Source organism: Amycolatopsis sp. FU40 (assembly GCF_021903635.1).
GTDB lineage: Bacteria > Actinomycetota > Actinomycetes > Mycobacteriales > Pseudonocardiaceae > Amycolatopsis > Amycolatopsis dendrobii.
Genome location: NZ_CP091381.1, coordinates 4,329,501 through 4,341,223, shown reverse-complemented (window position 1 = coordinate 4,341,223; position 11,723 = coordinate 4,329,501). Strand labels below are relative to the sequence as shown.

Genomic DNA, 11,723 nt, shown 5'->3' with positions numbered 1-11,723 from the left:
GAGACCCGGGACAGAACCCGGAAAGACCGCCGCCCGTCCGGTCAGGTTTTCTGACCGGCGCCGGTGATGTGCCCGCTGACGGTGTTGAAGTACTGGTTGTAGTCGTCGGCGGACATCTTGTTGACCTCGTCGGCGTTGTCGTACGCCTTCGAGGCCTTGTTCACCGCGTCCGCCACCTCGTCGAGCGCCTTGCAGAGGTCGTGGATCGCGGTGCGGGTGGTGTCCCGCAGCGCGTTCGTGCCCTGGATCGGCGTGAAGATCTTGCTCTGCGCCGTCAGGAACACGCCGGGCTTGAGCTGGATGCCGTCGAGCTTCGCCGGCAGATCCTTCAGCGGCCCGTCCGCGAGCGCCTGCATGTTCTTCGCGAACGTGCGCATCGCCTCGGTGTTGACCGCGGTGACGCCCTTGCCCGGATGCTCGGAACCGCCCGGCACCGGCGGCGGCTTGCCGACGTCGCCCGGCGGGATCCACTCGTTCTTCACGTCCGGCGGCGTCTGGTCGCCCGGACTGTGGAACTTGCCGTCGTCCGAGGTCTTCTGATGGTTGTTCGACGAATCGTTGTTCATCCCGTAATTCGTGTCACCTGGCGCGACCATGGCCGTTCACCCTCCTTTCTGCTCAGTTGCGGCAAGGCAACGGCGTCAGTTCGCGGCGAACCGCTTGGCGTTGTTGCCCTCGGTGTTCGAGGTGCCCTCGTTGATCTGGCCGAGGGTCTGCGCGGCGGCGTCGAGCGCCTGCGGCAGGGTGAGCGCCGCCTGGTGGCAGTAGTTGTAGGTCTCGTGGAACATGTCCGCCGCGACGCCGGTCCAGTTTTCGCGCTGGCCCTCGATGACGGCCTTCATCTGGTCCAGCAGCTCGGTGATCTGGTTGGACTGCTGCTTCGCCTGCCCGACGGTGTCCTGCATGGTGGCGAAGCTGATCTGGAACTGGCCCAAAGCCATGGGAATGTCCTTTCGTGGGGAGGAAGGGGATCAGAAGCCCTGCAGACCGCCGCCGCCGATGACCGCGGCGGCGTTGTTGGCGGTGGAGGTGTTGTCCGAGTCCCGGCTGTCGTACTCGCTCGCCGAGGTCTGCACGTTCTGCGCGAGCTCGTCCAGCTTCTGCACGATCTTGCGGACCGTCTGGTCGAACTGGCCCATGGCCTGGTTGAACACGTTCGCCGAGTCCGACCGCCAGGTGCCGAACAGCGTCTGCATGGTGCCGTCGACCTTCTGGTTCACCCCGGTGATGTTCTGCCCGGTGTCGCTGATCGTCTGCGCGCCCTTGCGCATGACGTTGGTATCGACGCGGGCGCCGTCCTGCGAAGCCATGCTTTCTCCTCTGGTCAGGTTCTCCGGATATGACGGACTGGCATGCCAGACCGCCGAGGTCGCCGCGGATGCCCTTCGTTCGGCCGATACGACAGAGCACGGGGGAGACTGCGGACTTACGGTAAGCGCCGGTCTACGGGTTGTCGCCGCGTTGTTCCCTTCTGAACACCAGTGCGCGGACGGCGGGGCAAGGGGCTCCTCCACCTGGGGGGCGCTGGGCAGCGGCAACGCTTTCCGCCGGACCCGGTTACGCACGACTGCCCGTTCAGGCACCGCTGGTGCCCGGATTCGCGGTTCGCGCTCATGCGAGCGGAAGTCGGGAGTGGACTTGCGCGGTCCGTTGTGGACAGACAGCTGTCCGTGCGGGGAACCCCGAGGGACGCAGAGTTCCCCGCACGGACTCGGCTCAGTGCTTGAGCGTGAAGGCGAAGTCGCCGGAGAGCTTGCCGCTGAGCCGGACTCCCGACACGACTTTCCCCTCGGCGAGCAGCCGCTCGACCTCAGCCCGCGAGAGGCCGCAGCCCTCGGCGATCAGCCGCACCGGGCGGACCGGGATCCGGGCCGCGAAGCCGACCGAGACGTCGATCGAGTCCTGGTCCAAGTGGTCCGGACCACCGGTGTCGAGCCGCCAGGCGCCGTCCCAGTCGAGCGCGACGCGGTTGCGCCGGCGCAGGACGGGATCCTGGAGCAATTCCGCGGCGAGGCCGGGATCGTTGTGGTGCAAGCGGTCCAGCAGAACGGGGCTGACCGAGCGCACCCTCGCCCGTTCGAACACGGTGAGTTTCGCCGTTTGCCCGCAGCCCGTGCAGAGCACGAGGAGCCAGGCGTCGATGAGCTTGTGGTTGGCGTTGACCCGGAACTTGCCGTCCGCCCGGAAACGCCCGGACGGGCACGCATGGCAGCGCCGCCGGACGAGCGGCAGGCAAGTGGGCAGGACTGTCCAGTGATAGAGCACAGGAGTACACCGATCCAGTGAGAATTCCGCAGCACGAAGAAGCGCGACGCTCAAGCGCGGCGCGCGACGAGATCAGAGCTTGGGATGCCTCACGCGATGTACAACGGCACGTCCTTGCCTGGCTGACAACGGCCGGGCGACAGTAGCCCCGGACGCGGGTGCGGTTCCACCGGTTTTCCGGCCGGGCGCCGCCGGCTAGGCGTTGAGGTAGGCGAGTACGGCCCGCACGCGCCGGTGGTCGCCGGTGCCCGCGGCGAGCCCGAGCCGGGCGAAGATGTTGCCCACGTGCTTGTTCACCGAGGTTTCCGCGATGAACAGCTTCCCGGCGATCGCGCCGTTGCCGTAGCCCTCGGCCATCAGCGCGAGCACCTCGCGTTCGCGGGGGCTGAGCACGTCGAGCGCGTTCGCGGCGAGCCGGCGCGCCATCAGCTGCGAGATGACCTCGGGGTCCATTGCGGTGCCGCCCGCGGCGACCCGGTCCATCGCCTCGCGGAATTCCTCGATCCGCCCGACCCGGTCCTTCAGCAGGTACCCGACCCCGGAAGCGCCGTTGGCGAGCAGTTCGGCGGCGTAGGCGTGCTCGACGTACTGCGACAGCATCAGCACCGGCAGGCCGGGGATTTCCTCCCGGGCCGCCGCGGCCGCGCGGAGCCCCTCGTCGGTGAAGCCGGGCGGCAGCCGGACGTCCAGCACGGCGATGTCGGGCCGGTGCTCCAGCAGGGCGGGCAGCACGTCCGGCCCGCGTTCCAGCACGGCGCACACCTCGTGGCCGACCGTGGAGAGCATCAACGACAGGCCTTCTCGGATGAAGGCGTTGTCGTCGGCGATCACGACGCGCACGGCAGCCCCGCTCGCAGCACCGTCGGGCCGCCTTCGGGGCTGTCCAGCGCGAAGTCGCCGTCGAACGCCGCGACCCGTCGCCGGATCCCGGCCAGCCCGGTGCCGAAGTTCTCGGCCGCGCCGCCCTTCCCGTTGTCCCGCACCGTGATCCCGATCCTTTCCCGGTCGAGCGCGAGCGTAATCCACGCCCGGTCGGCCCCGCTGTGCTTGGCGATGTTCGTCAGCGCCTCGGCGACCACGAAGTAGGCCGCCGCCTCCACCGCGGCCGGAGCCTGCCCCTCGCCCGAGACCTCGACCTCGACGGGGACAGCGCTGCTCGACGCGAGCGCTTGCACCGCACCGGCCAGACCGCGGTCGGTCAGCAGCGGGGGATAGATCCCGCGGACGATCGTGCGCAGCGCCGCCAGCGAATGCTCGGTCAGCTCTTGGGCGTCGTCGACGAGGCTGAGCGCGTTGTCCGGCTGATTCCGCAGTGCGTGCTTGATCAGCCCGAGCCGGAGCGAGATCGCGACGAGCCCGGCCTGGGTGCCGTCGTGCAGGTCCCGTTCGATCCGGCGCAGTTCGGCGCCGTGCGCTTCGAGAGCCTCGGCCCGGCTGACGGTCAGCTCTTCGATCCGGCGGGTCTGCCTGCTGCCGCGCGGCGGGCGCAGCAACGCCCGGGCGAGCATCGCGTGCCCGCGCGCCAGCAGCGGCACGAGGAGGACCAGCCCGGTCGCGTACCCCAGTCCGATGCCGGTCGCGCCGAACGCCTGGGCCCAGCTGGTGACCGGCTGGAAGGTGAGATGTGCCGCGGGCGGCAGGAAGGTCCACCAGATCGGCGCGGTGCCCCAGCAGAGCATGCCGGACAACAGGCTCAGGCCGACGAAACACAGCGGCGCGCCGGCCACCGTGTTGACCGTGAGGAATGCCAGGTCCTTCCAGACCGCACGGTCTTTGAGCACTCCGAGCGGCGAACCGGGCGCCGCGTACTTCTCCTCGACCGGCGTGCCGAGCAGCCGTCCGACCCGTTTCCGCTGCGCGCTGGCGAACCGGCGCAGCAGCGGGACGAGCAGGACCAGCAGCGGCAACCCGATGCCGACGACGCTCAGCAGGAGACTGCCCGCGGTCAGCCAGAAGAGCAGCAGGCCGCCGAGTCCGACCGCGGCGCCGACCGCGAGGTACCGGAAGGAAACGCCGAACCCGGCGAGGTGGCCGCGGACGCTGAACCGGTTCGCGCGCACCGGCTCCATCCGACCCCCTCGGAAGATTCGCAGGTGCAGTTTTCTGCACCTGGGATCTGCAGGATACGTGCTGTCCGGCGGGTTCCCGGATCCGTAGCGTCCGGGAAAAGCACGATCACCGCACCCGGAGGACGAAGTGGCACGCGAGAAACGGCAACGCCCGGCACCGGTCGAGACCGGAACGCCGCCGGACGACGTGGTGTCGCTGCGGTCGGTGCGCAAGACCTACGGGTCCGGCGCGGGCGAGGTGACCGCGCTGCGCGACCTGACCGTCCGGTTCGGCCGAGGGTCGTTCACCGCGGTGATGGGCCCGTCCGGCGCGGGCAAGAGCACCTTCCTGCACTGCGCCGCCGGGCTCGACCGGCCGACCGCCGGCACGGTGCTGCTCGGCGGCACGGACCTGGCCGGCCTGGACGAGACCGGGCTGACCGTGCTCCGCCGCGAGCGGGTCGGGTTCGTCTTCCAGTCCTACAACCTGCTGGCCTCGCTGACCGTCGCGGACAACATCTCGCTTCCGATGCGGATGGCCGGGCTGGCTCCCGGCCAGTCCTGGCTGGACGAGGTGGTGCGGCGCGTCGGGCTGACCGGGCGGCTGGACCGGCGCCCGGCCCAGCTGTCCGGCGGCCAGCAGCAGCGGGTGGCGATCGCCCGCGCGCTCGCGCCGCGGCCCGAGGTGGTGTTCGCCGACGAGCCGACCGGCGCGCTCGACACCCGGACCGGCCGCCAGGTGCTCGAACTGCTGCGGCAGCTCGTGGACGAGACCGGTCAGACGGTGGTGATGGTGACGCACGATCCGGTGGCCGCCTCGTACGCGCACCGGGTGGTTTTCCTTGCTGACGGCGTGCTCGCGGACGAGATGTCCGAGCCTGCCCCGGATCGCGTGGCCGAGCGGATGACGACGCTCGGGGAGTGGTGAGCGATGTTCGAACTGGCGGTCAAAACGCTGCGCGGGCGCGCTTCCGGTTTCGCCGGCGCGTTCGTCGCTCTGCTCGGCGCGGCCACGCTGGTCACCGCGTTCGGCATTCTCCTGCAGTCCGGCGCGGAAACCGGGGTGGCGCCGCAGCGGTACGCCGGGGTCCCGGTGGTCGCCGGCGGCGCGAAATCGTTCGAGGTGCGGGAAAACGGCAAGACGAAGTCCAAGCCGCTCAAGGAACCGGCGCCGCTGAGCCGCGAGACGGTGCGGAAGATCGCCGGGACCGACGGCGTCGGGTCGGTGGTGCCGGACGTGAGTTTCCCCGCGGTGCTGGGCGATACGGCTGCGGCCGGGCATCCGTGGTCGAGTGCCCGGCTGGGTCCGTTCGATCTCGTCGCGGGCCGCGAACCGCAGCGGCCGGGCGAGGTGGTGCTGGACGCCGGGCCGGGCTGGGAAGCCGGGGCCGCGGTCCGGATCCAGACGACCAAAGCCGCCGCCGAATACCGGGTCGTGGGCGTGGCGAAACTGTCCGAGGCGGACGGAGACCTCCGCACTCCTGTCGCGTTTTTCGCCGACGCGGAAGCGGAAAGCCTCGCCGGGCGCGGAGACCGGGTGGACGCCGTCGGCGTGTTTCCCCGGCCGGGCGTCGATCCCGGCGACCTTGCCGACCGGCTGACCGCCGCGCTGGGCTCCGAAGCGGAGGTGACCACCGGAGACGACCGGAGCCGCATCGAAAACCCCGACGTCGCCTCAGCGAGCAGCACGCTGCGGGAGATCGCGGGTTCGCTCGGCGGCACCGTGCTGCTGATCGCGATCCTCGTCGTGGCAAGCACTCTCGCGCTGAGCGTCCACCAGCGCCGCCGCGAACTGGCTGTGCTGCGTGCGATCGCGGCGACCCCGCGCCAGATCTGGAAAATGCTCGCCGCGGAAGCGCTGGTGCTGTCGGTCGTGGCGTCGGCGATCGGGTGTCTGCCCGGCATTCTCGCCGCGCAGCTGTTGCGTGGCGCGCTAGTCCTGATCGGCGTCGTACCGGAGGATTTCTCTTTCTCCGTAGGAATTCTGCCGATGCTGGTCGCCGTGCTCGCCGGGGTGGCGACGGCGCAGATCGCGACCTTCGCCGTGGCATGGAAAGCCTCGTCCGTGCGACCGGTCGAGGCGTTGAGCGACGCCGCCGTCGAACAGCCGGGGATCAGCGGCGGACGGCGGACGCTCGGGGTGCTGTTGCTGCTTCTCGGCTTCGCCGCGTCGCTGCTCCCGGTGTTCTTCTCCGGTGTTTTCGCCGTGGCGGGCGCGGGCAGCGGCGGGCTGGTGATGATCGTCGCGGTCCTGCTGCTGGCTCCGCCGATAGCGGCGTTCGCGACACGGCTGCTGGCGAAGCCGATCACCCGGCGGTTCAAGGAATACGGCCGCCTCGCCGCCGCCAACACGCGTGCGAACGCGCACCGGTTGGCCGCGGGGATCGGACCGCTGGTGCTGGCGATCGGGTTCGCCTGCGTGCAGCTGTTCATCCCCACGACCCTCGCCGCCGCGGCCGCCGACCAGGCCGACGAGGGAATCATCGCGCAGTACACGCTCACCGGCGCGGCGGGCGGGCTCCCGGACGATGCGGTCCGGGACGCCGCCGCACTGCCCGGTGCGGAGGCCGCGACCGGCGTCACGCGGGTGCCGGTGTTCGCCTCGACGAAGGTGCTCGATTCACCGGAGATCTTCGACTTCCCCGCCCAGGGCATCACCGTCGACAACGCGGCCAAGACGATGGATCTTGCTGTCTCGTCAGGAAATCTCGCCGATCTCGCCCCGGGAAAGGTCGCCTTGAGCGCCAGCGCGGCGAGCACTCTCGGCGTCAAAGTCGGCGACCGGATCAAGCTGAACCTCCCGGACGGCTTCGCGGCGGCCCCGGCCGTCGTCGCCGTCTACCAGCGGGGCAGCGGATTCGGCGACGTCACCCTGGCGCACGAGGACGTGTTCGCGCACAGCTCCCGGCAGCTGGACCAGCAGATCCTGGTGCGGGCCCGCCCGGGGACGGATCTGGCGAGCCTGTCCGCGAAATATCCGGGATTGACCGTGTCCGCCAAGGCAGGCCTGTCCGATGAACAACGCGACGCGGCGACAGCTTCGGCGCTGAGCAGCGCGTTGCCGCTGGTGCTGGTGTTCGCCTACATCGCGCTGGCGGTGGCGAACACGCTGGTGATGACCACGCTGGCCCGGACCCGCGAGTTCGCGCTGCTGCGCCTGGTCGGGATGACGCGGGACCAGGTGCTGAAGGTGCTGCGGATCGAGGCGCTGACGGTGGTGCTGATCGCGGTGGCGGCGGGTTCGGCGGTGCCGCTGATCCCGCTGGCCACGGTCAGCCTCGGCCTCACCGGATCGCCGGTCCCGAGCATCCCGCCGCTGCTGTACCTCGGGATCGTCGCCGCGACCGCGCTGGTCGGAGCCGCTTCGGTGCTCGTGCCCGCGAAGTTCGCCCTGCGCGCGCGGCCGGCGGACGCGATCGGGACGCGCGAGTAGCCCGGCGTCAGTCCGGCTCCGGCGCGCTCGTGTACTCGACATCCAGCGGGCTGGCGAGCACCACCCGGGTCGGCGGGGTGCGTTCCTCCCGGGTGAAATGGGCCGGGGTGTTCGTGACGGTCAGATCGGCGGTCAGGCGCGCGTAGCCCGCCATCCAGCCCGGCCAGTCCGGGCGGTGTCCAGGTCGCCGAGCAGGAAGCACAGCGCCTGCGAGAAGGACTTCCCGGTCAGCTGGTCGAGGAAATCCGCTGTCCCGCGCTGGGGGAGATCGGCAGCCCGATCGTTTCGGCGGCCGCGGCCTTGCGCGCGCCGACCAGGTGTTCTGGCGAGCTGTGCAGGAGCAGCCGGGGCGCGTCGGCGTTCGCGGGCTCCCGGAAGACCAGCGCGGCGGACTGTTCGCCGTGGCTTCCGCCAGGCACGACGCGGTAGTTCAGCCGCGCCTCGAATGGCACCCATTGCCCGGGAGCCAGCCCGTCCTCGCTGTAGTACCGCGCATGGCGGCCGGAGGCCTCGAAGTCCCGCAGCGCCCGGTCGAGGCCGAGGTGACCGGTTGCGGCGGAAAGGTCCGCGCGGCTCTCGACGCCCGGGATCTTCCCGCCGAACCCCGTCACCCGCCGCCGGAGGCCTTGCGGGAGAGGGAACCGGCTCAGTGTGGCCTCCGAGACGTACACCAGCTCCCGCATGGGGATTCACCCCGGCGGGCCCGGAGGCGCCCGGTCGACGTCAGCCGACCGCCGCCAGTTCGCCCGGCTCTTGCGCCGCCGCCTGCCGGGCGTACCGGCGCGCCATCGCCGCGCACACGATCAGCTGAATCTGGTGGAACAGCATCAGCGGCAGCACGATCAGCCCGACCTCGGCGTGCCCGAACAGCACCGTCGCCATCGGCAGGCCGCTCGCCAGGCTCTTCTTCGAACCGCAGAACATGATCGTGATCCGGTCCGCGCGGGCGAATCCGAGCAGCCGCGCGCCGCCGCTGGTCGCGCCGAGCACCGCCGCCAGCAGCACGCAGCAGACCGCGACCAGCGCCAGCAGCGGGCCGATGTCCAGCTGGTGCCAGATGCCTTCGGTCATGCCCTCGCTGAACGCGGTGTAGACCACCAGCAGGATCGAACCGCGGTCGACGATCTTGAGCGGCGCGGAATGCCGCTGCACCCATCCGCCGATCCAGCGGCGCGCCAGCTGCCCGGCGACGAACGGCACCAGCAGCTGCAGCACGATGTCCAGCACCGCCGAACCGCTCACGCCGGGGCCGTCGGTGGCCAGCAGCAGCGCGACGAGCAGCGGCGTCAGGACGATGCCGAGCAGGTTGGACAGCGACGCGCTGCAGATCGCGGCAGCGACGTTGCCCTTCGCGATCGAGGTGAACGCGATCGACGACTGGACGGTCGAGGGCAGCAGGCACAGGAACAGCACGCCGGTGTACAGCGGCGAGGTCAGCAGGCCGGGGGACAGGAACGACGCGGCGAGCCCCAGCAGCGGGAAAAGCGCGAACGTGGCGCAGAGCACCGTGACGTGCAACCGCCAGTGCCGCATCCCCTCGACCGCTTCCTGACTGGAAAGCCTTGCGCCGTAAAGGAAGAACAGCAGCCCGACCGCGATCTTGGTCAGCGCGCCGAACCCGGTCGCGGCCGCGCCGGACGCGGGCAGCAGCGAGGCGATGCCTACGGTGACGAGGATCAGGGCGATGAACGGGTCGATCCGCAGCTTGGCGAGCGCAGCCGAGACGGGGCGGGAGAGCGAGGCGAGCACGGTGGTCATGGAACTCCTTTCCCGCTCATTCTCTCGTCGCCGACGGTCATTCGGAACCCCGATGACCGTACTGACTGTCATTGTGAAAGCCGATAAGATGTGACGCATGCTGGATCCGCGGTTGTGCCGTTCTTTTCTTGCTGTGGCGGAAACTCGCAGCTTCACGGCGGCAGCGAGGCGCTTGGGTGTGGGGCAGCCCACAATCAGCCAGCACATCCGGCGGCTCGAGTCCGAGGCGGGCGGGCTGCTGTTCGCCCGGGACACGCACGCGGTCGACCTGACCGCGCGCGGGCAGGCGATGCTCGGGTTCGCGCAGACCATTGTGGACACCGAGGACCGGGCGGCCCGGCACTTCCGCGGCGCACAGGTGCGCGGCCGGGTCCGCTTCGGGGTGTCCGAGGACTTCGCGCTCGGCGAGCTGCCGGAAATCCTGCGGCGGCTGCGGGAAAGCCATCCGCTGGCGGACGTCGAACTGCACGTGGAACTGTCCGATGTGCTCGCCCGCCGGATCGCCGACGGCCGCCTCGACCTGGTGCTCGGCAAACGCCGCCCGGGCGCGCCCGGCCCGGGACGGCTGCTGCGCCGCGAACCCCTGGTGTGGATCGGCTCGGCAGCGACGGACCTCGCACCCGGCCAGCCCGTGCCGCTGGTGCAGTACCCGATGCCGTCGGTGACCCGGCAGCTGGCGGTGGAAACGCTGGAACGCGCCGGGCTGGAATGGCGAGCGGCCTGCCAGACCTCGAGCCTGACCGGCCTGCGCGCGGCGGCAGCCGCCGGACTCGGGATCACGGTGCACGCGCGGAGCCTGGTGCCGTCGGATCTCGTCGAGTTGCCTGCCGAACTCGGCCTTCCGGACCCCGGTGACGTCGATTTCATCCTGCTGTCCCGAGACGGCAGCGAGGGCCCGGTGGCGGCGCTGGCCGAGTTCGTGGTGGCGCGGATCGGGTCAGCGTCGCCGCTCGAGGGCTGAGCGCAGGCGGAGGAGTGCGCGGTGTTGCGCGACTCGCACCGCGCCGGGGGTGGAGCTGACCGCTTCGGCCGCTTCGTCGGCGGAGAGTCCGACTACTATGCGCAGCAACACGATCTCCCGCTGTCGCTCTGGCAGCAATTGCAGCAGCCGAGCCAGCTGCCGGTTCAGTTCCGCACGCAGCGCCCGTTCCTCCGGACCGTCAGCCAGATCCATTGCTTCCGGCAGTTCCGCCACCGCCTCGGTCCGGTTGCGTGCGTGCGCCCGATGCGCGTCAGCCACTTTGTGCTGCGCGATCCCGTAAACGAAAGCGAGAAACGGCCGTCCTTGATGCCGATAACCGGGGAGCGCGGTCAGCAGCGCCAGGCAGACTTCCTGCGCCACATCGTCCGCGGAGGAATATGCGTCGGCGCCGCCTAACCGGGCCCGGCAGTAGCGCACGATCAGCGGCTGTACCGCGGCCAGCAGGTCCTGCGCCGCGTCCGGATCGCCTTCGACCGCGGCGCGCACCGGGCCGTCGAAGCCGAATCGGCCGGCCGGGACCCGCGGTGCGGCCAACGCGGTCGCCGCGGTTTTCACGCGGGTCAAGGCTTCTTCGACGTCGAGCGCCGAGCGCAGCGCGTTGACCAGTGCGGCCTCGGCTTCGCGCAGTTCGGTCATCAAGGCCTCCTCGCGCCCGGCCAGGCCGAGTCGCTGTTTCAGCCGTTCCCGTGCGTGCCGCAGATTCGAGCGGACTGTGGTGCCCGCCATGCCGAGCGCCGAAGCGATCGCGGCGGGCGAGAACCCGTCGAGCGACCAGGTCAGCACCGTGCGCTGGGTTTCCGGCAGCGTCGACAGCAGTTCGACCCCGCGCGCGTTCCGCTCCACGACCGAGGTCAGCCGGTCGCCCGGCGGGTCCGCGGTCGGGGCGCCGCCGTCGAACCACGTTTGCTCGGCGGCGAGCCGCACGGCGGTCAGCCGCACCGCCACGCGCGGGTCGCCCGGCGGCGGCCACGTCCCGGTTTCCTGGACGAAGGCCTCCACCGCCACCTCGCGCGCGGTGCCCGGCCCGAGCCCGCCCGCGCACAGGAACGCCACGAGACGAGGGAAATCGCTCCTGAAGAAGCCGTCGAACCCCGCCACGCGCACCCCCTCCCGAACCCGCACTTGTCGAACAGGTGCGGTGACGCGCCCGTGGGATGTAACGATCCGGTCACGGAACTGTGGTTAATCGCGGGACGGGCGGGTACCTGGGCCGGACGGGCAGTTCGCCCTCGGGCGC

13 protein-coding genes and 1 pseudogene are annotated in these 11,723 nt (G+C 70.7%); 3 read left to right on the top strand and 11 right to left on the bottom strand.

Going from position 1 to position 11,723, the window contains the following annotated elements; translation table 11 throughout:
• Positions 1-41 precede the first annotated feature (41 nt).
• The 6 genes from L3Q65_RS20770 to L3Q65_RS20745 form a co-directional block, all read right to left on the bottom strand.
• On the bottom strand, positions 42-596 hold the full coding sequence (locus tag L3Q65_RS20770; protein WP_182893465.1) for a WXG100 family type VII secretion target: 555 nt from the start codon (positions 594-596) through the stop codon (positions 42-44).
• 45 nt (positions 597-641) lie between these two features.
• Entirely contained in the window at positions 642-941 is a 300-nt protein-coding gene (locus L3Q65_RS20765) for a WXG100 family type VII secretion target (protein ID WP_037812613.1), read from the bottom strand.
• A 30-nt stretch (positions 942-971) separates the two neighbouring features.
• Entirely contained in the window at positions 972-1,310 is a 339-nt protein-coding gene (locus L3Q65_RS20760; RefSeq protein WP_067590616.1) for a WXG100 family type VII secretion target, read from the bottom strand.
• A gap of 406 nt (positions 1,311-1,716) precedes the next feature.
• Positions 1,717-2,265, bottom strand: coding sequence for a DUF1062 domain-containing protein (locus L3Q65_RS20755; RefSeq protein WP_182893464.1), 549 nt, complete (start codon positions 2,263-2,265; stop codon positions 1,717-1,719).
• Positions 2,266-2,460: 195 nt separating this feature from the next.
• Positions 2,461-3,105 (bottom strand): response regulator transcription factor, encoded by a 645-nt coding sequence (locus L3Q65_RS20750; protein WP_182893463.1) that lies wholly within the window; start codon positions 3,103-3,105, stop codon positions 2,461-2,463.
• A complete protein-coding gene (locus L3Q65_RS20745; RefSeq protein ID WP_237600576.1) occupies positions 3,093-4,334 on the bottom strand; it encodes a sensor histidine kinase in 1,242 nt (413 codons plus the stop codon). The genes L3Q65_RS20750 and L3Q65_RS20745 overlap by 13 nt, the downstream gene beginning before the upstream one ends.
• A gap of 190 nt (positions 4,335-4,524) precedes the next feature.
• Here L3Q65_RS20745 and L3Q65_RS20740 point away from each other — a divergent pair, with 190 nt between their 5' ends.
• Together L3Q65_RS20740 and L3Q65_RS20735 are read left to right on the top strand one after the other, a co-directional pair.
• Entirely contained in the window at positions 4,525-5,241 is a 717-nt protein-coding gene (locus L3Q65_RS20740) for an ABC transporter ATP-binding protein (RefSeq protein WP_237600924.1), read from the top strand.
• Between the two features lie 3 nt (positions 5,242-5,244).
• A complete protein-coding gene (locus tag L3Q65_RS20735) occupies positions 5,245-7,746 on the top strand; it encodes an ABC transporter permease (protein ID WP_237600575.1) in 2,502 nt (833 codons plus the stop codon).
• A gap of 7 nt (positions 7,747-7,753) precedes the next feature.
• On the opposite strand, the gene L3Q65_RS20730 is transcribed toward L3Q65_RS20735, so the two are convergent.
• From L3Q65_RS20730 to L3Q65_RS20720, 3 genes are all read right to left on the bottom strand, one after another.
• Positions 7,754-7,900 (bottom strand): hypothetical protein, encoded by a 147-nt coding sequence (locus tag L3Q65_RS20730; RefSeq protein WP_182893460.1) that lies wholly within the window; start codon positions 7,898-7,900, stop codon positions 7,754-7,756.
• Positions 7,901-7,973: 73 nt separating this feature from the next.
• Entirely contained in the window at positions 7,974-8,429 is a 456-nt protein-coding gene (locus tag L3Q65_RS20725; RefSeq protein ID WP_237600574.1) for an SAVMC3_10250 family protein, read from the bottom strand.
• 40 nt (positions 8,430-8,469) lie between these two features.
• The gene (locus L3Q65_RS20720) at positions 8,470-9,504 is read right to left on the bottom strand and encodes a bile acid:sodium symporter family protein (protein ID WP_182893458.1); all 1,035 of its coding nucleotides are present in this window, start codon (positions 9,502-9,504) and stop codon (positions 8,470-8,472) included.
• A gap of 97 nt (positions 9,505-9,601) precedes the next feature.
• On the opposite strand from L3Q65_RS20720, the gene L3Q65_RS20715 reads away from it, so the two are divergent.
• Complete coding sequence (locus L3Q65_RS20715) at positions 9,602-10,465, top strand: LysR substrate-binding domain-containing protein (RefSeq protein ID WP_182893457.1); 864 nt, start codon at positions 9,602-9,604, stop codon at positions 10,463-10,465.
• Here L3Q65_RS20715 and shbA read toward each other — a convergent pair.
• On the bottom strand, positions 10,442-11,122 hold the full coding sequence (shbA, locus tag L3Q65_RS20710; protein ID WP_237600923.1) for an RNA polymerase sigma factor ShbA: 681 nt from the start codon (positions 11,120-11,122) through the stop codon (positions 10,442-10,444). The two genes, L3Q65_RS20715 and shbA, sit on opposite strands and share 24 nt — an antisense overlap.
• A 48-nt stretch (positions 11,123-11,170) precedes the next feature.
• Positions 11,171-11,329 (bottom strand): annotated as a pseudogene (locus L3Q65_RS47345) (sigma factor-like helix-turn-helix DNA-binding protein); the annotation flags it as partial.
• Between the last annotated feature and the right edge of the window lie 394 nt (positions 11,330-11,723).